3 protein-coding genes are annotated in these 25,499 nt (G+C 74.7%); all 3 read right to left on the minus strand.

What is annotated here, in order from left to right; all coding sequences use genetic code 11:
• The 3 genes from V8690_RS22930 to V8690_RS22940 are packed head-to-tail and all read right to left on the minus strand — an operon-like array spanning position 1 to position 25,498.
• Entirely contained in the window at positions 1 to 1,278 is a 1,278-nt protein-coding gene (locus V8690_RS22930) for an MFS transporter (protein WP_338781633.1), read from the minus strand.
• Positions 1,275 to 12,848: an amino acid adenylation domain-containing protein gene (locus V8690_RS22935; RefSeq protein WP_338781635.1), complete on the minus strand. Its 11,574-nt coding sequence runs from the start codon at positions 12,846 to 12,848 to the stop codon at positions 1,275 to 1,277. Before V8690_RS22935 ends, V8690_RS22930 begins: the two co-directional genes overlap by 4 nt.
• Entirely contained in the window at positions 12,845 to 25,498 is a 12,654-nt protein-coding gene (locus V8690_RS22940) for an amino acid adenylation domain-containing protein (RefSeq protein ID WP_338781636.1), read from the minus strand. Before V8690_RS22940 ends, V8690_RS22935 begins: the two co-directional genes overlap by 4 nt.
• Position 25,499: the final 1 nt, after the last annotated feature.

Genomic DNA, 25,499 nt, shown 5'->3' on the forward strand with positions numbered 1-25,499 from the left:
TCAGGCGGTCTCGGCGGGTTCGGCGGTCTCGGGGCGCGGTGCGGCCGGGACGCGGGCCCGCCGGACGGCCGGGACCATCCCGGCCACCAAGGCGGTCAGGGCCATCCCGGCGGCGGTCACCAGCAGGGAGGACCGGCCGCCCCAGGCGTCGAGGAGCTTCCCGGCGGCGAACGCGCCCACCGTGGTGCCGAGGGCGATGACGAGTCCGGACAGGGCCGCGACCCGTCCCTGCAACTCCTGCGGGGTGGTGGTCACCTGGTACACCGCGGTGGCCACCCCGAAGACCGCCCCGATCAGGTTCATCACGGCGAACAGCGCACCGAGGACGACCGGCCCGGTGCTCCAGGCCATGGCGGCCATCAGCACGGCCCACAGGGCCAGGCCGCCGACCAGGAGGGCGGACAGGGGGAGCCGGGCCATGAACCAGCGTCCGGCGAGGGCCCCGAGCAGGCCTCCGCAGCCGCTGATACCGAGCACCAGTCCCACCGTGGACTCCGGCAGCCCCTGTTCCTTGACCAGCACCACGACCAGGCCCAGCATGACCACCTGGAGCAGGGCGGTGGACACGGTCACCACCGGCAGCATGGCGCGCAGCGCCCGTTGTCCCCGCAGCCAGCGCAGGGCGTCGGCCAGGTCCTCGCGGATGGGTCGGCGTCGTGCCGTGGCCTCGGTCCGCAGGTCGGCCCGGACGTACCGGAGGTTGACGGCGGCGATCACGGCGCCGACCGCGGCGGCGAGGTAGGGGCTCCAGCGTGTCCAGGTGAACAGCACGGTGCCGGCCGGCCCGCCCAGCAGGCCCGCGATCCGGCCGCGGGCCTCGTTCTGGGAGAGCGCGGCGGGCAGGTGCTCCGCCGGGACGACGGTGCGTACGGCGGCCCGCTCGGCGAGCGAGGCGACGATGGCGAGGGACACGTCGGCGGCGATCAGCGCGAGGAGCAGGCCCATGCCGAGTCCGCCGAGGGCCGTGGCACCGGCCACCGTGCCCAGCACGACGATCCGGCCGAGCGCGCACCAGCGCATCACCGCGCGCCGGTCCCAGCGGTCGACCAGGACCCCGGCCGGCAGCTGGACGACGGCCTGCGGCAGCACGGCGGCGGCCGATGCCAGGCCGACCGCCTGCGCGGACCCGCCGGAGATCTGCAGGGCCAGCAGCGGGTAGCAGACGCCGCTCATCCGGGAACCGAAGAACTGCAGCCAGTTCCCGGTCCACAACAGGAGGAAGTCGCGGTTGCGGCGCAAGGGGAGCGCCGCAACCGCCGTCTCGTCGACGACCGTCATGCGCCGAGCCTGCGCGCGGGGTCTACGCCGTTTCTACGAATCCCGGCCGCGGCGGCGTCCAGGGCCGCGAGGCGGTCCGCGAGGAGCCGGCCGACGTGGGCGATCGGCCCGGGCCGGGTCATCAGGCCCTCGTGGTCGGAGTCCACGTCGTGGTTGACGATCTCTCCGGCGACGTGCGCCGCCCAGGCCCGGTGGCCCCGCTCGCGGGCGAGTGCCCCCTGGTCGCGCCGGGCGGTGACGAACAGCATGTCCCCGCCGAAGCGGCCCGGGGTGTGGGACCACATGAGCCGGGTGTTGTTCACGTAGACGTCCTTCATGGCGAGGATCTCGTGCTCCTCGAACCGGGCCATCACCTTGTTCTCGCGCGCCAGGAAGGCCCGGTAGCGCTCGATGGGGAAGGTCTCCGGGGTGAGTTCGCCCTCCTGGAAGTCGAAGCCGATCGCCCGCAGGTTGCGCGCGATGATCGCGGCCTCGGACGGCGGCTCGGTGCCGGCCGCGTCGGCCACCGGGTAGGCGTCGAGCACGGCGAGGAGTTCCACCTGTGCGCCGCGGCGCTCCAGTTCGGTCGCGATCGCGTGGGCGATGGTCCCGCCGACCGACCAGCCGAGCAGCCGGTAGGGGCCCTCGGGGGCCACCGCGCGGATCTGGTCGGCGTAGTCGGCGGCCATCTCCCCGATCGAGGCGGGCAGCGGCTCGGCGCCGTCGGTGCCGCGTGCCTGGAGCCCGTACAGCGGGTACGCGGGGTCCAGGTGGGCGAGCAGTCCGAGGTAGCACCAGCTGAGGCCGGCCGCCGGATGCACGCAGAACAGCGGCGTTCCGGTGCCGGAGGCGCGCAGCGGCACCAGTACCCCGTGCCCGTCGCGCTCACCGTCCGGCTCCAGGTCGCGCAGCAGTTCGGCCGGGGTGGGCGCCTGGAAGAGCCGGCGCAGGGGCACCTCCGTGCCGAGGACGGCACCGACCCGGCCGACCAGCCGTGTCGCCAGCAGGGAATGCCCGCCGTGTTCGAAGAAGTTGTCGTCCAGGCCCACCCGGGCCAGGCCGAGGACCTCGGCGAACAGGGCGCACATCAGCTCTTCGCGCGGGGTGGTCGGGGCCCGCCCCACGGTCCCTGTCCCGAAGTCGGGGACCGGCAGTGCCGCACGGTCGACCTTGCCGTTCGGGGTCAGGGGCAGGGCGTCCAGGACGACGACGGCCGCGGGCACCATGTGCGCGGGCAGGGTCTCCTTGAGCCGGTCGCGCAGGACCGGGCCGAGTCCGGTGTCGTCGCGGCGGCTCGCCGGGTCGTTGGCCCGGGGCCGGGCGTCGGGCCCGGGTGCGGGATGGTAGGCCCCGGCGAGCGCCAGGTCCACCGGTCCGTCGCCGCGCACGAACAGGGCTTCCAGCGCGCCGTCCTCGGCGCCGGCGGCCGCCCAGGTGACGGCCACCCGGTGGCCGGTGCGCTCGGCGAGGGCGTACAGGTCCTCGGGGTCCACGGCGGTGACGTCCGCGGCCTCCTCGTCGAACAGGGCGTGCACGGCGGCCACTTCGTCGCGCACCCGCAGGTTGGGGATACCCGTGACGCGCAGGGCCGTGTCGCGGGCGGCCAGTTCGGCGGCCAGCTCGTCCAGCCCGCTCAGCCGCTCGCCCCAGGTGACGACCGGCCCCTCGGGGACATCGGCGGCGGGGGCGGTGTGCAGCACCACGTCGTAGCGGTGCCGGGTGAGCTCGTTGTGGTGGACGCCGCGCCGTACGCGCAGGTCCACGCCGCTCACGCCGGGGAGGCCGGTGAACCACTCGGGTGCGAGCAGCAGTTCCTTCTCGCGGGCCACGGCCCGCTCGACCCCGGCGCGCAGCACGTCTCGTTCGGCACCCTCGGGCGGAGCGTCCTGCCCGGTCAGCGCGACGGCCCCGCGCAGCGTGCGCAGCGTGCGGAGGTTGCGGACGTCGCCGACGAAGACGGTGCCGCCGGGGACGAGCAGCTCGCGCACCCTGTCGAGGACCTCGGCGAGGTAGTCGGCGCTCGGGAAGTACTGGACCACCGAGTTGAGCACGACGGTGTCGAAGGCGCCCTTGGGCAGGCCGTCGATGTCGTGGGCGGGCTGGACGGTCAGGGTGACCCGGTCGGCGAGCTCGGGCCGCTCGGCGACCTGGGCACTGAGTCGCTCGATGACGGACGCGGACAGGTCGGTGCCCCAGTAGCTCTCGCAGTGCGGGGCGACATGGGCGAGGACCAGGCCGGTGCCGGCGCCGATCTCCAGGACCCGGCGGGGCCTGCCGGCGAGGATGCGCTCGACCGTGCCGGCGCGCCACTCGTGCATCTCCTCCAGGGGGATGGGGTCGCCCGTGTACGTGGAGCGCCAGATGCCGAAGTCCTCGCCGAAACTGTCGGAGCCGGGCTCGCCGTAGAGGGCGTCGTAGGCCGCCTCCCACTCGCGGACCTGGCTCGCCTCCGCCTCCGTGTCGCGGGTCCCGTCGCCCCGGTCCGGCACGGCGTACGCCACCAGGCGTTTGTCGCCGGGGGTGTCCTCGCGGGCCACGACCACCGCTTGGGCGAGCTCCTCCTGGGCGGTCAACGCGGCCTCGATCTCTCCGAGTTCGATGCGGAAGCCGCGCACCTTGACCTGGTGGTCGGTGCGGCCGATGTACTCCAGGCCGCCGTCCGCGCTCCAGCGGACCAGGTCGCCGGTGCGGTACATCCGGCTGCCGGCCGGGCCGAAGGGGTCGGCGGTGAAGCGCTCGGCGGACAGGCCGGGCCGATTCAGGTAGCCGCGGGCCACACCGGTGCCGGCGATGTACAGCTCGCCGGCCTCGCCGGGGGCCACCGGGCGCAGCCCGGCGTCCAGGACGTAGACCCTGGTGTTGTCCAGCGGCCGTCCGATGGGCGGCCGTTCGCAGGTGGCGGCGTCCAGGCGCGCGGCCGTGGACCAGATGGTGGTCTCGGTCGGGCCGTAGACGTTGGTGAGGGAGCCGCCCAGATCGTGCAGGGCGCGGCCGAGCGGGCCGGGCAGCGCCTCGCCGCCGACGAGCTTGACGAGGCCTCGCAGGGCTTCGGGGCGGGTGGTGACCAGGCTCTGCCAGGCCGTCGGGGTGGCCTGCAGGACGGTGGCGCCGGATTCCTCGACGAGCCGGGCGAGGGCCACCGGGTCCTTGACGGTCTCGCGGGCGGCGAGGACCAGGCGGGCGCCGTGCGCGAGCGGCGTCCACAGTTCCAGGTTGGAGATGTCGAAGCCGATGGTGGTGACGGCGAGCAGCCGGTCGTGCTCGGTCAGCGTGAGGTGGTCGCGCATCGCGGTCAGCAGGTTGAGCAGGTTCCGGTGCCCGACGACCACGCCCTTGGGCCGGCCGGTGGACCCGGAGGTGTAGATGACGTACGCCGGGTGGTCCGGGTGCGGCGGTGCGATCCGGCGGACCCGCGCCAGCCCGGCGTCGGTGACGGCGTCGAGGGCGCCGACGGTGCGCGGGTCGTCCAGGACCAGGCGCGGGACCTCGGGCGCGGTGTCCTCGGGGAGCGCGCCGGCACTCTCGCGGTCGGTGAGCAGCAGGACGGGGGCGGCGTCGGCCAGCATGTAGGCGACGCGGTCGGCCGGGTACTCGGGGTCGATCGGCACGTACGCCGCACCCGTCTTGAGGACGGCGAGCAGGGCGACGACCATCGTCGCGGTCCGGGGCAGGGCCACGGCCACCAGGTCCTCGGCGCCGACGCCGCGCGCGGCGAGCGAGTGGGCGAGCCGGTCGGAGCGCAGGTCCAGCTCGCGGTAGTCGAGCGTGAGGTCCTCGAAGTCGAGTGCGGGGGCGCCGGGGGTGCGGGCGGCCTGTGCCCGGAACAGGGCGGGCAGGTGGTCGGCGGGCAGCTCGCGGGCGGTGTCGTTCCAGCCGACGAGCATGCGCCCGAGGTCGTTCTCGGGCAGCGTGTCGAGGGTGCCCACCGGGGCGTCGGGGCAGGCGGCGGCGGCCGTCAGGAAGGCGACGAGGCGGTCCGCGAGGCCCCGGGCGGTCTCCCGGTCGAACAGGTCGGCGGCGTATTCGAGGACACCGGCGATCCCGCCGGGTGTGCCGTCCGCGGTGTGCCGTTCGCCGAGCCGGAACATCAGGTCGAAGCGGGCGACTCCGGTGCCTACGTGCTGCCCGGAGGCGGCCACGTCCGGCAGCGGTCCGGCAGGACCGGCGGCAGCGCTGCCGGAGGCGTCGCGGGCGGCGACGTTGTCGAAGGTCAGCATGGTCTGGAACAGCGGGTGGCGGGCCATGGAGCGGGCCGGGTTGAGCACGTCCACGAGCCGTTCGAAGGGCACGTCCTGGTGGGCGTAGGCGGTCAGGTCGGTCTCCCGGACCCGGGCCACCAGGTCGGTGAACGTCTCGTCGGGCACCACCTCGGTGCGCAGCACGAGGGTGTTGGCGAAGAACCCGACCAGGTCCTCCAGGGCCTCGTCGGTGCGGCCCGCGATCGGGGTGCCGATCGGGATGTCGGTGGCCCCGCTCAGCCTGGACAGCAGGGCGACCAGCGCGGCCTGCACGACCATGAAGAGGCTGGCGTGGTTCTCCCGGGCCAGGTCGGTCAGCAGGGCGTGCGTCCCGGCCGGGATCTCCACGTCCAGCAGATCGCCGCGGTAGGAGGCGACGGCCGGGCGGGGACGGTCGGCGGGCAGGTCCAGTTCCTCGGGCAGCCCGGCCAGCGTCTTTCGCCAGTAGGCGAGTTGGCGGGAGGCGAGGCTGTCCGGGTCGTCCTCGGAGCCGAGCAGGTCCCGCTGCCACAGGGTGTAGTCGGCGTACTGCGCCGGCAGTGGACTCCAGGCGGGTGCCTCGCCCCGGCAGCGGGCGGTGTAGGCGGCCGTGAGGTCGCGTACGAGCAGCGGCATCGACCAGCCGTCGGTGGCGATGTGGTGGACCAGGAGCAGCAGGACGTGCTCGTCGGGGCCGACGGCGAACAGCACGGCCCGCAACGGGGGCTCGGCACCGATGTCGAAGGCGTACCTGGCCTGCTCCTCCAGCGCCCCGGCCAGCTCGTCCGCAGTGGTGTCGAGCACCGTCAGGTCCGGGCGGGCCGACTCCGGGTCGAGCACGGTCTGGTACGGCCCTTGGGCGTCCTCCGCGAAGACGGTGCGCAGGGTCTCGTGGCGGGTGACGAGGTCGGCGAGGGCGGCGGCCAGCGCGCCCCGGTCCACCGCGCCGGAAAGGCGCAGGGCCGTCGGCACGTTGTAGGTGTGGCTGCGGCCCTCGAACCGGCCGAGGAACCACAGGCGCTGCTGGGCGGAGGACAGCGGTATGCGCTCGGGGCGGTCGCCCGCGACCAGCGGGGTGCGGGCGGGACCGCCGGAGCCGAGGGCGGCGGCGAGTCCGGCCACGGTCGGCGTCTCGAAGAACTGGCGGATGGTCAGCTCCTCGCCGAGCGTGGCGCGGATGCGGCCCGCCAGGCGGGTGGCCAGCAGCGAGTGGCCGCCGAGGGCGAAGAAGTCGTCGTCGAGGAACACCCGTGGGACGCCGAGGACTTCGGCGAACAGACCGCACAGGATCTCCTCCTGCGGGGTGCGCGGCGCCCGGCCCGCCCGGGCCGGACCGTACTCGGGTGCGGGCAGCGCGGCCCGGTCCAGCTTGCCGTTGGGGTTCAGCGGCAGGGCGTCCAGGACGACGAACGCGGACGGCACCATGTGGTCGGGCAGGGCGGCGGCCACGTGGGCGCGCAGCCGCGCCCGGTCCACGGTGCGGCCGGCGGCCGGGACCAGGTAGGCCACCAACCGCTTGTCGCCCGGCCGGTCCTCGCGGACCAGGACGGCGGTGCGGGCGACGTCCGGGTGGCCGAGGACGGCGGCCTCGATCTCGCCGAGTTCGATGCGGAAGCCGCGGACCTTGACCTGGAAGTCGGTGCGGCCGAGGTAGTCGAGGTTGCCGTCGGCACTCCAGCGGACCAGGTCTCCGGTGCGGTACATGCGGGTGCCCGCCGGGCCGTGCGGGTCGGCCACGAACCGCTCCGCCGACAGGCCCGGCCGGCGGTGGTAGCCGCGTGCCAGGCCCGGCCCCGCGATGTACAGCTCGCCCGCCACCCCGACCGGGACCGGCTGCAGGGCCGCGTCGAGGACGTAGAGCCGGGTGTTGCGGAGGGGCGCGCCGATCGGGGGTACGCCGGTGATCTCGTCCCGCGTGTACCAGGCCGCCGCGTAGACGGTGGCCTCGGTGGGGCCGTAGATGTTGGCGAACCGTTCGGCGCCGACAGCCCGCACGACGGCGTTGGCGTCACGGGCGGAGACGGCCTCACCGGCGAGGACCACCTCGCGCGCGGCGACCGACGGGCCGCCGTCGCCGACGAGTTGGGCGACGGCCGACGGGACACCGCTGATGAGCGACACCGAGCGGCCGGCGTGGGCCGGGTCGCCCAGTTCCAGGACGTCCCGCATCACCTCGACGGTGCCGCCGCACAGCAGCGGGCCGAACATCTCGAAGACGGAGACGTCGAAGTTCAGCGAGGTGGACGCCACCACGTGGGCCATGCCGTCGGCGCCGAACTCGCCGACCGCCCAGGCCGCCAGGTCGGCGACGTTCTCGTGCGGCACCACCACGCCCTTGGGCAGTCCCGTGGAGCCGGAGGTGTAGATCGCGTACGCGGCGTGCCCGGGCCGCAGGGGAGCGTGCCGCTCCGCGTCGCTCGGAACGTGCGCGGGCAGAGCCGCGAACGCGGCCTCGGTGCCCGCCTCGTCGAGGACGACGCGCTCGGGGCCCTCGCCGGGCAGCCGGCCGAGCGCCTCCCGGGTGGTGAGCAGCAGGCCGGGGGCCGCGTCCCGCAGGAGGTGGGCGATGCGGTCGGCCGGATATCCGGGGTCGACGGGCACGTACGCGGCACCGGACTTGAGGACGCCGAGCACCGCCACGAGGGTGAGTTCGCTGCGCGGCAGGGCGATGCCCACGAAGCGCTCCGGCCCGGCGCCGCGCGCGATCAGGAGCCGGGCCAGCCGGTTGGCGCGGGCGTCCAGTTCGGCGTACGAGAGGGTGCGGTCCGCGTGGCGCACGGCCGGGGCGTCGGGGGTGCGGGCGGCCTGTGCCTCGAAGAGGGCGGGCAGGGTCGCCCGGGGCACGTCGCGCGCGGTGTCGATCCAGGTCCCCAGGATGCGGCGGCGCTCGTCCTCCTCCAGGATCCCGATGCGGCTCAGCGGCAGTTCCGGGTTCTCGGCGAGGGCGTCGAGCAGCAGGGTCAGCCGGCGGACGAGGGTTTCGGCGGTGGCACGGTCGAACAGGTCCTCGTTGTATTCGAGGTGCCCGGTGATCCCGGCGGGGGAGCCGTCGTCGGCGCGGCCGTCGGCGACGGCGAGCAGCAGGTCGAACTGGGCGACGCCGGTGCCGACCCGGTCGCCGGAGACGGTCAGTCCCGGCAGCCGGCCCTCGCCGAGCGCGGCCTTCTGGTCGACGTTGTTGAAGGCGAGCATGGTCTGGAACAGCGGGTGGCGGCCCCTCGCCCGCGGCGGGTTGAGCACCTCCACGAGCCGCTCGAAGGGCACGTCCTGGTGGGCGTAGGCCGCCAGGTCGGTCTGCCGGGCCCGGGCCACCAGGTCGGCGAAGGCCGGGTCGCCGGAGACGTCGGTGCGCAGGACGAGGGTGTTGACGAAGAAGCCGACCAGGTCGTCCAGGGCCTCGTCGGTGCGGCCCGCGATCGGGGTGCCGATCGGGACGTCGGTGCTGCCGCTCAGCTTGGACAGCAGGGCGGCGAGGCCGGCCTGGACGACCATGAACAGGCTGGCCCGGTGCTCGCGGGCGAGGTGCTCCAGACGCCTGTGCAGGGCCGCCGGGATGGCGACCGGCACGGTTCCGCCGCGGTAGCTGCTCTCGGCGGGGCGCGGCCGGTCGGTGGGCAGCGGCAGTTCCTCGGGCAGGTCCCGCAGCGCCTCGCGCCAGTGGGCGAGTTGGCGGCTGATGAGGCTGTCGGGGTCGTCCTCGGAGCCGAGCACCTCGTGCTGCCACAGGGTGTAGTCGGCGTACTGCACCGGCAGCGGTGACCAGGCGGGTGCCTTGCCGACGCAGCGGGCGGCGTAGGCGGTGGTGAGGTCGCGGACCAGGACCGGCGTGGACCAGCCGCCGTCGCTCGCGATGTGGTGGACGAGCAGCATCAGGACGTGCTCGTCGGAGCTCAGCTCGAACAGGTGGGCGCGCAGCGGCGGTTCGGTGGCCAGGTCGAAGCCCTGGCGGGCGGCCCGGCGCAGCTCCTCGGCCAGGCCCGCTTCGTCGGTCCGGGTGACGCTGGGTTCGGGCCGGGTCCGCTCGGGAGCGAGGACGATCTGATGGGGGCCCTCCGCGTCCTCGGCGAAGACGGTCCGGAGGGTCTCGTGGCGGGCGACGACGTCGGCCAGGGCGGCGGCGAGGGCCTCCCGGTCGAGCGAGCCGGAGAGGCGCAGTGTGGTGGGGATGTTGTGGGCGGCGGTCGGTCCCTCCAGGCGGCCCAGGAACCACAGCCGGCGCTGGGCGAAGGAGACCGGCACCCGCTCGGGCCGCCGACGGGCCCGGAGCGCGGGACGGGCCGCGTCACCGGATCCGAGCAGCTCGGCGAGGCCCGCCACGGTCGGCGTCTCGAACAGCTGCCGCACCGGGAGGTCCACACCGAGGGTGGCGCGGACGCGGGTCATGAGCCGCAGCGCGAGCAGCGAGTGGCCGCCGCGCGAGAAGAAGTCCTCGTCCACCGACACGCGCGGGACGCCGAGGACTTCGGCGAACAGCCCGCACAGGATCTCCTCCTGCGGGGTGCGCGGGGCCCGGCCGGTGCTCTCCAGGCCGTAGGCGGGGGCGGGCAGGGCGGCGCGGTCGAGTTTGCCGTTGGGGGTCAGCGGCAGCTCGTCGAGGGTGACGAAGGCCGCGGGGACCATGTAGTCGGGCAGGGTCGCCGCCACGTGCTTGCGCAGCACGTCCCCGTCCGGGGCCCCGTCCCGGGCGGGGACGACGTAGGCGACGACGCGCTTGTCACCGGGGGTGTCCTCGCGGACCACGGCGGCGGCGCGGGCGACGTCCGGGTGGTCGGCGATCACGCTCTCGATCTCGCCGAGTTCGATGCGGAAGCCGCGGACCTTGACCTGGAAGTCGGTGCGGCCGATGTACTCCAGTTCGCCCCCGGCGGTGCGGCGCACCAGGTCGCCGGTGCGGTACATCCGCGTCCCGGCGGGGCCGTACGGGTCGGCGACGAAGCGCTCCGCCGACAGTCCGGGCCTGCGGTGGTAGCCACGGGCCAGACCGGAGCCCGCGATGTACAGCTCACCCGCGACTCCGTCCGGGACCGGACGCAGGCCGGAGTCGAGCACGTACACACGGGTGTTGGCGATCGGAGCGCCGATGGAGACGTCTCCCGAGGCGGGCACGCCGGCCGCCGTCGACCAGATGGTGGTCTCGGTCGGGCCGTAGAGGTTGGTCACCGACCGGCCGCCCTCGGCGAGCGTGCGGGCCAGGGACGCCGGCAGGGCCTCACCGCCGACCAGCACCCGCAGCGAGTCCGGCACTCCTCCGGCCTCGACCAGGGCGTGCCACAGGCTGGGGGTCGCCTGCATGATCGTGGCACGCGTCTCGCGCACCAGGCTCGTCAGCGCGACCGGGTCGCGGACGATGTCCCTGGGGGCCAGGACGACCTGGGCGCCGTGCAGCAGCGGCAGGAACAGTTCCAGGCCCGCGATGTCGAATCCGACGGTCGTCACTGCGGCGAGGCGGTCGTCCTCGGTGAGCGCGAAGCGGTCCTGCATCGCCGTCAGGAAGTTCACCAGCGCTGCCTGCGGGACGGTGACACCCTTCGGCCGGCCCGTCGATCCCGATGTGTAGATCACGTAGGCGGTCTGCTCGCTCGAACGCCCCGCTACCACCGGGTCGATGGACGCACAGCCCGACAGATCCGCCTGAGCGAGGACGTCCTCGGTCAGGGTCAGCACCGGGTCCGCGTCCTGGAGGATGTACGCGACACGCTCCTGCGGGAACTCCGGGTCCACGGGGACGTATCCGGCACCGGACTTCAGCACCGCGAGCAGGGCGACGACCAGCTCCACCGACCTGGGCAGGGCGACGGCCACCAGTCGCTCCGGGCCCGCACCCCGCTCGATGAGCCAGTGCGCGAGCCGGTTCGCCCGGGCGTTCAGCTCGCCGTAGGACACGGCCAGCTCACCGAAGGCGAGGGCCGGTGCCTCGGGCGTGGTCGCCGCGCGCGCCGCGCACAGCTCGGCGACGCTGGACGGTTCGACGTCCCGGGAGGTCGCGTTGGCGCGCTCCAGGACCTCGTGCCGCTCGGCTGCACTGAGCAGGTCCACGCGGGCCACCGGTGCGTCCGGGGCGGCGGCCACCGCCGCGAGGACGCGGGTGAACCGCTCGGCGATGCGCTCGGCGGTGGCCCGGTCGAACAGGTCCGTGCTGTAGTTCAGGGCGCCGCTCAGGCCCTCCGGCGCACCGGAGGACGCTTGGCGCTCCTCGACCGTGAAGGAGAGGTCGAAGCGGGCGGTACGGGTCTCGGCCGTGTGCCCGCGGACGGTGAGGCCGGGCAGTTCGGCGGCGGCCGTGCGGGCCTGCCGCTGGTCGTTGTCGTTCCAGGTCAGCAGGGTCTGGAAGAGGGGGTGGCGGGCCATCGCCCGGGGCGGGTTGAGCACTTCCACGAGCCGCTCGAAGGGCACGTCCTGGTGCTCGTAGGCTTGCAGGTCGGCGTCCCGGACCCGGTCGAGCAGCTCCCGGAACGTGGGCGTGCCGGACAGGTCCGCGCGCAGCACCAGGGTGTTGACGAAGAAGCCGACCAGGTCGTCCAGGGCCTCGTCGGTGCGGCCCGCGATCGGGGTGCCGATCGGGACGTCGGTGCTGCCGCTCAGCTTGGACAGCAGGGTGGCCAGGGCGGCCTGGACGACCATGAACAGGCTGGAGCGGGTCTCGCGGGCCAGCTCCAGCAGGCGCGCGTGCACGTCGGCCGGCACCGCGAGGGGCAGGGTGTCGCCCCGGTGGGTGGCCGTCGCCGGGCGGGGCCGGTCGGTCGGCAGGCCGAGCTCCTCCGGCAGGTCTGCGAGGGTGTCACGCCAGTAGGCGAGCTGCCGGGTGATCACACTGTCGGGGTCGTCCTCGGAGCCGAGCAGCTCCTGCTGCCAGACGGTGAAGTCCGAGTACTGCACCGGCAGTTCGTCCCAGCCGGGCGCCCGGCCGGCCTGCCGCGCCGCGTACGCGCCGAGCAGGTCGCGGACGAGGACGGGGATCGACCAGCCGTCGCCCGCCACGTGGTGCAGCAGCACCAGCAGGACGTGCTCGTCCGGCGCGAGTTCGAACAGGGTGCAGCGGATCGGGGTCTCGCCGAGCAGGTCGAACTCGTGCCGGGCCGCGTCCTCCAGTACGAGGTCCAGGCCTGCCTCGTCGGTGGACACCACCGTGAGGGCGGGTACGGCGGCGTCGGAGTCGGCGGCGAGGACCACCTGGCGGGGCCCGTCGGGCCCGTCGGCGAGGACCGTGCGCAGCGTCTCGTGGCGGGTGACGACGTCGGTGAGGGCGGCGGCGAGGGCGTCCCGGTCGAGGGAGCCGGTCAGCCGCAGGGCGGTGGGGATGTTGTAGATCGCGCTCGGGCCGTCCAACTGGTTGAGGAACCACAGGCGGCGCTGCGAGAAGGACAGCGTGGTCACGAGTTCTCCTTGTTCCCGGTACGGCGGCGCAGCGCGGGTCGGGTGGTGGTGGTCTGCGCGCTTTCGAGGCTTTCGGCCAGGGCGGCGACAGTGGGCTTCTCGAAGAAGCCGCGGATGCTCATTTCCTTGCCCAGGGCGGATCGGACCCGGGCGGCCAGCCGGTTCGCGAGCAGCGAGTGGCCGCCGAGGGCGAAGAAGTCGTCGTCGATGCTCACGTCGGAGACGCCGAGGACCTCGGCGAACAGCCCGCACAGGGTCGCCTCCTGCGGGGTGCGCGGCGCGCGTCCCTCGCCGAGCGCGCCCAGCGCGGGGGCGGGCAGGGCGGCGCGGTCGAGTTTGCCGTTGGGGGTCAGCGGCAGCTCGTCGAGGGTGACGAAGGCCGCGGGGACCATGTAGTCGGGCAGGCTCGTCGCCACGTGTTTGCGCAGCACGTCCCCGTCCGGGGCCCCGGACGGGGCGGGGACGACGTAGGCGACGACGCGCTTGTCACCGGGGGTGTCCTCGCGGACCACGGCGGCGGCGCGGACCACGTCCGGGTGGTCGAGGACGGCGGCCTCGATCTCGCCGAGTTCGATGCGGAAGCCGCGGACCTTGACCTGGAAGTCGGTGCGGCCGATGTACTCCAGTTCGCCCCCGGCGGTGCGGCGCACCAGGTCGCCGGTGCGGTACATCCGCGTCCCGGCGGGGCCGTACGGGTCGGCGACGAAGCGCTCCGCCGACAGTCCGGGCCTGCGGTGGTAGCCACGGGCCAGACCGGAGCCCGCGATGTACAGCTCACCCGCGACTCCGTCCGGGACCGGACGCAGGCCGGAGTCGAGCACGTACACGCGGGTGTTGGCGATCGGCGCCCCGATCGACACCTCTCCGGAGGCATCGACCTGCGCGGCGGTGGACCAGATGGTGGTCTCGGTCGGGCCGTAGAGGTTCGTCACGGGCCGGCCGCCTTCGGTGAGCGCGCGAGCCAGCGACGCGGGCAGCGCCTCGCCGCCGACGAGGACGCGCACTCCCGCCGGTACCGTGCCGGCCTCGACCAGGGCGTGCCACAGGCTCGGAGTGGCCTGGACGATCGTCGCGCCCGACTCCTCGATCAGGGCCGCCAGCGCGGCGGGGTCGCGGACGATGTCTCTCGGGGCCAGGACGACCTGGGCGCCGTGCAGCAGCGGCAGGAACAGTTCCAGGCCCGCGATGTCGAATCCGACGGTCGTCACTGCGGCGAGGCGGTCGTCCTCGGTGAGCGCGAAGCGGTCCTGCATCGCCGTCAGGAAGTTCACCAGCGCTGCCTGCGGGACGGTGACACCCTTCGGCCGGCCCGTCGATCCCGATGTGTAGATCACGTAGGCGGTCTGCTCGCCCGAACGCCCCGCTACCACCGGGTCGATGGACGCACAGCCCGACAGATCCGCCTGAGCGAGGACGTCCTCGGTCAGGGTCAGCACCGGGTCCGCGTCCTGGAGGATGTACGCGACACGCTCCTGCGGGAACTCCGGGTCCACGGGGACGTATCCGGCACCGGACTTCAGCACCGCGAGCAGGGCGACGACCAGCTCCACCGACCTGGGCAGGGCGACGGCCACCAGTCGCTCCGGGCCCGCACCCCGCTCGATGAGCCAGTGCGCGAGCCGGTTCGCCCGGGCGTTCAGCTCGCCGTACGGGACCGCCACATCACCGAGGACCAGAGCAGGCGCCTGAGGCGACACCGCCACACGGTCGGCGAAGAGCTCCGCGAGCGAGGCGTCCGGGACCTCGCGGTCGCTGTCGTTCCACTCATCGAGCACCCTCTCCCGTTCACCCGGGGCCATCACGTCCACGTCCGACACCGGTGTTCCCGGCGCCTCCACCACCGTCCGCAGAACCCGCGTGAACCGCTCCACGAGGCTCTCGGCGGTGGCCCGGTCGAACAGATCCGTGGCGAACTCCAGGTGGCCGTGGAGGCCGGCCGGGTCACCGTCGGCGCTGTAGGCGTCCTTGAGGGCCAGGGTGAGGTCGTACTTGGCGACCCGGGTGCCGAGCGGCAGTGTCTCGGCGGTCAGGCCGGGGAACCGGTCCGCGACGCCGGCCGCGACGCGGTCGTCGTTGTTGTTCCACATCAGCATCGTCTGGAACAGCGGGTGGCGGGCCAGCGACCGGGCCGGGTTGAGCACCTCGACGAGGCGCTCGAACGGCACGTCCTGGTGGGCGTAGGCCGCGAGCGAAATCTCGCGCACCCGGTCCACCAGGTCGGTGAAGGCGGGGTTGCCGGACAGGTCGGTGCGCAGGACGAGGGTGTTGACGAAGAAGCCGACCAGGTCGTCCAGGGCCTCGTCCGTGCGGCCCGCGATCGGCGTGCCGATCGGGATGTCCTCGCCCGCTCCCAGCCTGGACAGCAGGGTGGCCCAGGCCGCCTGGACCACCATGAAGAGGCTGGCCCGGCTCTCGCCCGCGAGCGCGGCGAGGCCCGCGTGCAGGTCGGCGGGGACGTGGAAGGGCACGGCGTCGCCGCGGTGCGAGGCGACCGGCGGCCGCGGACGGTCGGCGGGCAGCGTCAGTTCCTCGGGCAGCTCGGCCAACGCCTGCTTCCAGTAAGCGAGTTGGCGTGCGGCGATGCTGTCCGGGTCGCTCTCGGAGCCGAGTACGTCCCGCTGCCACAGCGTGTAGTCGGCGTACTGGACCGGCAGTCCGGCCCAGCCGGGCGCCTCGCCGGCCCGCCGGGCCGCGTACGCCTCGGTGAGGTCCCGGGCGAGCACGGGCGCCGACCAGCCGTCGGTGGCGATGTGGTGGAGCACCAGCAGCAGCACGTGCTCCTGCGGGCCGGTGCGCAGCAGGGTGACCCGCAGCGGCGGCTCGGCGGCCAGGTCGAACGGGCGGGACGCCGCCTCGGTGAGCCGGTCCGCGAGATCCGCCGGTGCCACGTCGGCGGCGCTCAGGGCTCCGAGGGCGGCGAGGGTCTCCTCGGGCGTACGGATGATCTGGCGACCGTCGGCCGCGTCGGCCGCGACGTCCGCGGAGTCGGCGAAGACGGTGCGCAGCGACTCGTGCCGGGTGACGACGTCGGCGAGGGCCGCGCCGAGGGCGTCCTCGTCGAGGGCACCGGTGAGCCTGAGGGCCGTGGGCATGTTCCAGGTCGCGCTCGGTCCCTCCAGGCGGTGCAGGAACCACAGCCGGCGCTGGGCGGGCGAGAGCGGGATCCGCTCGGGCCGCTCGCGGCGCGTCACGGCACGGCGGGCGCCCTCGGCCTGGTCCAGGACGGCGGCGAGCCCGGCCGGGGTGGGCTCCTCGAACAGGCCGCGGACGGTGAGTTCGACGCCGAGGACGGTGCGGATCCTGGCCACCAGCCGGGTGGCGAGCAGGGAGTGGCCGCCCAGGTCGAAGAAGTCCTGGTCGACGCCGACCGCCGGACGTCCGAGCACCTCGGCGAACAGACCGCACAGGGCCTCCTCGCGTGCCGTGCGCGGGGCGCGCGCGGCGGTGTCCCTGACGTGGGCCGGGGCCGGCAGCGCCGCCCGGTCCAGCTTGCCGGTGCGGGTCAGCGGCAGCTCGTCCAGGAGGACGTACGCGGCGGGCACCATGTGGGCCGGCAGCCGGCTCGCGAGGTGGGCGCGCAGCGCGGCGGCGGACGGGGCCGTGCGGTCCCGGCCGGCCACCACGTAGGCGACCAGGCGCTTGTCGCCCGGGGTGTCCTCGCGGACCACGACCGCGCACCGGGTCACCTCCGCTTGGGCGTTCAGCGCGGCCTCGATCTCTCCGGGCTCGACGCGGAAGCCGCGGATCTTGACCTGGTGGTCGGCGCGGCCGACGTAGACGAGGCCGCCGTCGGCGGTCGTCCGTACCAGGTCGCCGGTGCGGTACATGCGGGAGCCCGCAGGACCGTACGGGTCGGCGACGAACCGCTCGGCGGTCAGGTCGGGGCGGCCCAGGTAGCCGCGGGCCAACGCCTGCCCGGAAAGGTGCAGTTCACCGACCACGCCGGGTGGCACGGGCAGCAGACCCGCGTCCAGGACGTGGACGCCGACGCCGTCCACGGGGCGGCCGATCGGCGGGGTGTCCGGCCAGTCGGCCACGTCGGCGGGCAGCGTCCACGCGGTCACCACGTGGGTCTCGGCGGGCCCGTAGTGGTTGTGCAGCACGGTCGTGTGCCGCGTGTGGTGGGCGCGGACCGGCTCCCGCAGGGTCAGTGCCTCGCCCGCCTGGACGACGTGGCGCAGCCCGGACAGGTCGGCGCCGCACTCGCGGGCGGCCTCCAGGACGCCGTCGACGACCAGGTTCGGGGCGTACAGCTCGGCCACCCGCTGCTCGGCCAGCCAGCGGGCCAGCTCGCGCGGGTCGCGGCGGGTGTCCTCGGGGCAGACCGCGAGGGTCTTGCCGGACAGCAGCGCGGAGAGGATCTCCTGCACGGACACGTCGAAGCCGACGGCGGTGAACTGGGCGACCACCGTGCCGGGTTCGCCGGGCAGCGCCCGCTCGTGCCAGTCGAGCAGCCCGGCCAGGGCGCGGTGCGGCATGACGATGCCCTTGGGGCGCCCGGTGGAGCCGGAGGTGTAGATCACGTAGGCGGGGTGCTCGGGCAGCGCGGCCGGGAAGGCCGTGCCGGGCCCGGCGGCCGGTCGTGGGTTCTCCACGAGGATCCGGACGGCGTCGGACGCGGGCAGGCCCGCACCGATCCCGGCGGTGGTGATCACCGCCCCCGGCCGGGTGTCGGCGAGCAGCAACGCGATGCGCTCCGACGGTAGTTCGGGGTCGACCGGCACGTACGCAGGACCCGCCGTGAGCGTGGCGACGAGGGCGACGGCCAGGTCGGTGCCGCGCGGCAGGGCGACCGCGACCCGGTCCTCGGGGCCGAGGCCGAGACCTCGCAGCTCCACGGCCAGGGCGCGGGCCCGCTGGTGGAGTTCGCGGTACGTGAGGCTGCTCCGGTCGTCGGTGACGGCGACCGTGTCGGGGGTCCGGGCGGCCTGCTCGGCGAGGAGCCGGGCGAGCGGCCGGTAGGGACGGGGCCGGGCGCCCTGCGACGAGGCGCGCAGCTCGGCGCGGGCGGCCTCGGGCAGCACGTCGACGCGGTGCACGGGACGTTCGGCGTCGGCGGCGACCGCGGTGAGGACCGCGAGCAGGGTGGAGGCGAACAGCTCGGCCGTGGCCGGGTCGTACAGGTCGGTCGCGTACTCCAGGCGCACCGTCAGGCCGTCCGGCGCGCCGCGCTCGGTGCGCCGGTCGAAGAAGGCGAACAGCAGGTCGAAGGTGGCCACGCCGGTGCCGACCTCGCCGACGCGCATGCGCAGGCCGGGCAGGTCTTCGGCGAGCCGCCCCGTGGTGTCCTGGCCGGCGTTGTTCCAGGTGACCATCGTCTGGAAAAGCGGGTGCCGGCCCAGCGAGCGGTCCGGGTTGAGGGCCTCCACGAGCCGCTCGAACGGCACGTCCTGGTGCGCGTACGCGTTCAGGGAGGTGGTGCGGACCCGGTCGAGCACCTCGGTGAACGAGGGGTCGCCGGACAGGTCCGTGCGCAGCACGAGGGTGTTGACGAAGAAGCCGATGAGACCGTCGAGCGCCTCGTTGACGCGGCCCGCGCTGGGGGTGCCGAGCGGGATGTCCTCACCCGCGCCGAGCCGGGACAGGGCCACCGCGAGCGCGGCCTGGACCACCATGAAGAGGCTGGCCCGGTGCTTCTGGGCCAGGGACTCCAGCTCGGCGTGCAGCTCCGCGGGGACGTGGAAGCGCAGGTCGGCGCCCTGACCGGTGCCCTGGCGGGGGCGCGGGCGGTCGGTGGGCAGGGTGAGTTCCTCCGGCAGATCGGCCAGTTCCTGGCGCCAGTGGGCGAGTTGGCGGCCCAGCTCGCTGTCCGGGTCCTCCGCGGAGCCGAGCACCTCGCGCTGCCACAGGGTGTAGTCGGCGTACTGGACGGCCAGTGGCTGCCAGGCCGGTGCGGTGCCGCCGTGCCGGGCCGCGTACGCGGTGGCGAGGTCCTTGACGAGCAGCGGAACCGACCAGCCGCCGTCGCCCGCGATGTGGTGCATGACGAGCAGCAGGGCGTGCTCCTCGGGGGCGGACGGGTCCGCCGGCCTACGCCCCAGGACGAACAGGTGGGCGCGCAGCGGAATGTCCGAGGCGAGGTCGAAGCCGGTCCGGGCGGCCTCGGTGAGCAGGGCGGGCAGTTCCTCCTCGGTGGCGGTCCGCACCGTCGTCGGGACCGGCCGCGGGTCGAGGATGATCTGGTGGGGGCCCTCGGCGTCCTCGGCGAAGACCGTGCGCAGGGTCTCGTGGCGGGTGACGACGTCGGTGAGGGCCGCGGCCAGCGCGTCCCGGTCGAGGGCGCCGGTCAGGCGCAGCACCACGGGCACGTTGTAGGTGGGGCTGCCCGGTTCCTCGAAGCGGCCCAGGAACCACAGGCGCTGCTGGGCCGGCGAGGCGGGCAGGCGCTCCGGGCGCGGACCGGCCACCAGCGGCGCGCGGCTCGCGCTCGCCCCGGTGACGCGGGCGGCGAGGGCGGCGACCGTGGGCGCCTCGAACAGGGCACTGATCGGCAGATCCACGTCGAGGACCGAGCGGATGCGGCCGACCAGGCGCATCGCGGCCAGTGAGTGGCCGCCGACGGCGAAGAAGTCGTCGTCGATGGAGACCCGGGGCCGGCTGAGGATCTCCGCGAACAGGCCGCACAGGATCTCCTCCTGCGGGGAGCGCGGCGGCCGTCCCGCGCTGTCCTGGGTCTCGGCCGGGTCGGGCAGCGCGGCCCGGTTCAGCTTGCCGTTGGCGGTCAGCGGCAACTCGGGCAGCAGCACGAACGCGCCGGGGACCATGTACTCCGGGACGGCGGCGGCCACGTGGGCGCGCAGCGCCGGCTGGTCCAGGTCGGCCACCACCCAGGCGACCAGGCGGGGTTCGCCGGCCGCGTCGGGGCGTACGCCGACGGCCGCGGCCGTGACGTCCGGGTGGGCGGCGAGCACGGCCTCGACCTCGCCGGTCTCGATACGGAAGCCGCGCAGCTTGACCTGCTGGTCGCCGCGGCCGACGTAGCCGAGGCGGCCCTGTGCGGTGCGCCGGACCACGTCGCCGGTGCGGTACATCAGGGTGCCGGCGGCGCCGAACGGGTCGGGCACGAACCGCTCGGCGGTACGGCCCGGTTGGCCGAGGTAGCCGCGGGCGAGTCCGGCGCCGGACAGGTACAGCTCACCGGGCACCCCGGGCGCGACCGGGCGCAGCAGGTCGTCCAGGACGTACACACCGGTGTTGTCGAGCGGCTCGCCGAGGTGGATGAGGGCCGGGTCGGTGATCCGGGCGGCGGTGGACCACACGGTGGTCTCGGTGGGGCCGTACACGTTCAGGACGGACCGTGCGACGCCGGTCAGGGTCGCGGCCAGGTCGGCGGGCAGCGCCTCGCCGCCCACCAGGACGCGGACGCCGGCGAGGAACGAGGCGTCCCGTCCGGTGGCGGCCCGCCACAGGGTCGGGGTGGCCTGCATGAGCGTGATTCCGTGGCGGGTGACGGCGGCGCGCAGCGCCTCGGGGTCGCGGACGGTGTCGGGGCCGGCGATGACGACACTGCCGCCGCAGGCCAGCGGCAGGTACAGCTCCAGGGCCGCGATGTCGAATCCGATGGTGGTGACCGCGAGGAGGCGGTCCTCCGCGCTCGCGGCGCACCGGTCGGCCATCGCCCGGAGGAAGTTGTCGAGGGCGCCGTGGGGCACCACCACACCCTTGGGGACGCCGGTGGAGCCGGAGGTGTGCAGGACGTACGCGGCGCCGGTGGCCGGGACGCGGACGTCGAGGTCGGTGTCCTCGTACCGGGAGAGGTCCGCCTCCTCGGCGAGGACGGTGGGCACGGCGACGGCGGGCAGGCCGGGCAGCAGCTCCCCGGTGGTGACGAGGACGGCCGGGGCGGCGTCCGTGATCATCCGGCGGACGCGGTCCGCGGGGAAGGCGGTGTCGATCGGCAGGTAGGCGGCGCCGGCCTTCTGGACGGCGAGCAGCGTCACGAGCAGGTCGGTGGTGCGGGGCAGGGCGACGGCCACGAAGCGCTCCGGGGCGGCGCCGCGCTCGATCAGCAGCCGGGCCAGGGCGTTGGCGCGGGCGTTCAGCTCGGCGTAGGTGAGCGCGGACTCCCCGTCGGACACGGCGGGCGCGTCGGGGCGCTCGGCGGCGTGCTGCTCGAACCGGTCCAGGAACCAGCGGTCCCGGACGTCGCGGGCGGTGGCCGCCGGGCCGGTGAGGGCGGCCGCGCGCTCCCCGTCGAGCAGCACGTCCACGGCGCCGACGCGCTGCCCGGGGTCCGCGACCAGGCGGGCCAGGACCGTGACGAAGCGGTCCGCCAGGCGTTCGGCGGTGGCGTGGTCGAAGAGGTCGCCGGCGTACTCGAGGATGCCGGTCATGCCGTCCGCTGCACCGTCCGCGGTGTGCCGTTCGCGCAGGTTGAACGCGAGGTCGAACTTGGCGACGCCGCTGCCGACCCCGCCGCGGGCGGTCACCGTGAGGCCGCCGAGCCGGGCCTCGGCCGGGCCCGAACCGGCGCGGTCGCCGGTGTTGTTGAAGGCGAGCAGGGTCTGGAACAGCGGGGAACGGGCCAGGGAGCGGACGGGGTTGAGCACCTCGACGAGCCGCTCGAAGGGCAGGTCCTGGTGGGACCAGGCGGCGAGGTCGGACTCCCGCACCCGGGTGAGGAGTTCGGAGAAGGTCGGGTCGCCGCTGACGTCGGTGCGCAGCACCAGCGTGTTGATGAAGTCGCCGACGAGGTCGTCGAGCGCCTCGTCGAGGCGGCCGGCCACCGGGGAACCGAGCGGGATGTCGTCACCGGCGCCGAGCCGGGACAGGGTCACCGCGAGAGCGGCCTGCACCACCATGAACACGGTGGCGTCGGCGGCCCGGGCGCACTCGGCGACGGCGCGGTGCAGCGCGGCCGGGACCGTGATCGCCACGTTGTCACCCCGGTAGGAGGCGACGGCGGGACGGGGCCTGTCGGTGGGCAGGGCGAGTTCCTCGGGCAGGCCGTCGAGGGTCTCCCGCCAGAAGGCGAGCTGCCGCGAGGCACGGCTGTCCGGGTCGTCCTCGGAGCCCATCAGTTCGTGCTGCCACAGCGCGAAGTCGGCGTACTGGACGGGCAGCTCCTCCCACTGCGGGGCCTCGCCGGCGACCCGGGCCGCGTAGGCGCGGGTCAGATCGCGGGTGAGCAGCGGGGTGGACCAGCCGTCACCGGCCACGTGGTGCAGCAGGACGAGGAGTTCGTGCCGGTCCTCGGCGAGTTCGTACAGGAACAGCCGCAGCGGGATCTCGGCGGACAGGTCGAAGGGGTGCCGGGCGTGCTCGGCGAGCAGCTCGGCCAGCTCCTCCTCGGTGCAGCGCACGTGGACCGGCTCGGGGCGCAGGTCCGCCAGGACGACCTGGTGGGCGCCCTGTTCGTCCTCGGCGATGACCGTCCGCAGGCTCTCGTGGCGCCGCACGACGTCGGCGTAGGCCGCGCGCAGGGCGTCGTGGTCGAGCGGGCCGGTCAGGCGCAGCGCGGAGGCCAGGTTGTAGACCGGGTTCGGTCCCTCCATCCGGTGCAGGAACCACAGCCGCTGCTGGCCGTAGGAGAGCGGCAGGCGCTCGGGGCGCTCCGCGCGGACGAGCGGCGGGCGCGCGTCCTCGGCTTCGCCCAGGGAGCGGACCAGGGCGGCCGGGGTGGGGTTGCGGAACAGGCTCTTGACGGAGAGCTCGACGCCGAGGCTCGCGCGCAGCCGGCTGACGAGCCGGATGGCGAGCAGGGAGTGGCCGCCGAGCTCGAAGAAGTCGTCGTCGGGGCCGACGCCGGCCAGGCCGAGGACACCGGCGAACAGCTCGCGGACGAGTTCCTCGCGCGGGTCCCGCAGGGCGCGCTGGACCGGCAGCGCGGTCGCGGTCTCCTGCGGGGCGGGCAGCGCCTTGCGGTCCACCTTGCCGTTGGGGGTGAGCGGCATCGCGGGCAGGGCGACGATCGCGGCCGGGACCATGTAGGCGGGCAGGGCGTCGGCGAGGTGCCCGCGCAGTGCCTCGGTGTCGACGGTCTCGGGGGTCACCCAGGCGATGAGGCGGGCATCGCCCGGCCGGTCCTCGCGGGCGAGGACCACGGCCCGGGTGACGTCGGGATGGGCGGCGGCCGCGGCCTCGATCTCGCCGGGCTCGATGCGGAAGCCGCGCAGCTTGATCTGGTCGTCGGCGCGGCCGGCGTAGACGAAGGTGCCGTCCGCCAGGCGGCGGGCGAGGTCGCCGGTGCGGTACATGCGGGCGCCGGGGGGACCGTACGGGTCGGCGACGAAGCGCTCGGCCGTGAGGTCAGGGCGGCCCAGGTAGCCGCGCGCGAGGACGACACCGGACACGTACAGCTCTCCGGTGACGCCGGGGGCGACCGGGCGCAGGGCCGCGTCCAGGACGTAGGCGCGGGTGCCGGCGAAGGGGCGGCCGATCGGGACGGGCCCGTCGGCCGGTTCGGTGCCCGGCTCGATGCGGAACTCCAGGCAGTTGACGGTGGCCTCGGTCGGGCCGTACGCGTTGATCACCGTGGCGTCCGGGTGCGCCGTGCGCCAGGCGCGCAGGGCCTCACCGCGCAGCGCCTCGCCGCCGAGGACGAGGGTGCCGGACGGGGAGACCTCCGTCGGCAGCGTGTCGAGCAGTTCCAGGTGGCTGGGGGTGCCCTTGAGGAAGGTGGGGCGCGGGCCGCCGACCGCGTCCGGGAGCTCCGACAGGTGGGCGCAGCCGCCGGAGACGAGCGGGGTGTACAGGCCCGTCACGGTGAGGTCGAAGGTGACCGAGGAGTGCACGAGGGTGAGCCCGGCGGCATCCGGGTAGGCCTGGCGGGCCCTCAGGAGGTAGGCGCCCACCGAGCGGTGCTCGACGACGACGCCCTTGGGGCGGCCGGTGGAGCCGGACGTGAAGATCAGGTAGGCCGGGTCGTGCGGGTGCGGCGCCACCGTGAAGGAGGCGGCCTCCTCGTCGGTGACGGCCAGCGTCGCGATGCCGGACAGCTCGGTGCCGGGCTCCGTCAGAGCCAGGACGGGCGCGGCGTCGGCGAGCACCGCCGCGGTCCGCTCGGCGGGGTGCTCCGGGTCGAGAGGTATGTAGGCGCCGCCGGACTTGGCCACGCCGAGCAGCGCCACCACGAGGTCGATGCCGCGCGGCATCAGCACGGCCACCGTCCGGCCGGGGCGGACCCCGCGCTCGACCAGGGCGCGGGCCACGAAGCTGGCGCGGGCGTCGAGCTGCCGGTACGTCAGCACCTGGTCCCCGGCGCGGACGGCGGGAGCGTCCGGGGTCGCCGCGGCCTGGGCGGTGAACAGCCCGGGCAGGGTGGGCAGGTCGGCGTACGACGCGGGTGCGGCGGGTCCGGCCGCCGCGGCCAGGGCGCGGGCGGTCTCGTCGGCGCCGATGACGTCGATCCGGCCGAGCGGCCGCTCCGGCTCGCTCACCAGGGTGTCGAGCAGGGCGAGGAACCGCTCGCCGATCGCCGCGGCGGCCGCGTCGTCGAACAGGTCCCTCTGGTGGAACAGCTTGAAGCGCAGCGCGTCCTGCGGCATCCCGACGAGGCTGAGCGGGAAGTGGTTGGCCGAGTGGCTCTCGGCGCCCACCACCCGCAGCGGGTCGGCCTCGTCGGAGACCGCGGGGCCGGACTCGAAGGGGAAGTTCTCGAAGACGACGGAGGTGTCGAAGAGCGGACCGAGCCCGGCGCGGTGCTGCACCTCCGACAGGCCCAGGTACTGGTGGGCGATCAGCTCGGCCTGGGCGCGGTGCACGCTGCCCAGCAGTTCGCCGGTGGTCTGCTCGGGGCGCAGCCTGACGCGCAACGGCAGGGTGTTGATGAACAGGCCGACCATGGACTCCACGCCGGGCAGTTCGGCGGGGCGGCCGTTGACGGTGACGCCGAAGACCACGTCGTCGGTGCCGGTCAGACCGGCGAGCACGAGCGACCAGGCGGCCTGCACCACGGTGTTGACGGTGACGCCCGCGGAGCGGGCCCGGGCCGTGAGGGCCCGGGTCTGCTCCTCGGTGAGCCCGAACTCGTGGCGCCCGGGGTCCTGCGGGGTGTGCTCGGTGGTGCCGGCCACGAGGGTGGGGGCGGTCAGCCCGTCGAGCGCGGTGTCCCAGGCGGCGCGCGAGGCGTCCGCGTCCTGGCGGGAGAGCCAGGCCAGGTAGTCCCGGTAGGGGGCCACCGGCGGCAGCCCCCTCGGGTCCCCGCCCGAGAGGTACAGGGCGTGGTACTCCTTCAGCAGCGTCGGCAGGGACCAGCCGTCGAGCACCGTGTGGTGGATGGTGAGGACCAGGCGGTGGCTCTCGCCGCCGAGCCGGATCAGAGTGAACCGGATCAGCGGCGGACGGCCGGTGTCGAAGCGCTGCTCACGATCGGCGAGCGTGGCGCGGCGGGCCTCCGCGTCGGCCTCCTCCGCCCCGAGGTGGGACAGGTCGATCTCGGTCCACGGCAGCTTGTACCGGGCCGCGACGATCTGCACCCACTCCCCGCCCTTGCGCTGACGGAACGCCACCCGCAGGCTCGCGTGCCGGCGCAGCAGGGCCTCGGCGGCCTCCCGGGCGCGGCCCGCGTCCAGCGGGCCGGCCAGGTGGAAGGTCGACTGGACGGTGTAGATGTCGGGCGTCGCCTGGTCGAAGACGCTGTGGAACAGCAGACCGCTCTGGAGCGGGGAGAGGGGCAGGATGTCATCGACTGCGCGGGTGGTTCTCGCCACT

The organism is Streptomyces sp. DG1A-41 (assembly GCF_037055355.1).
GTDB lineage: Bacteria > Actinomycetota > Actinomycetes > Streptomycetales > Streptomycetaceae > Streptomyces.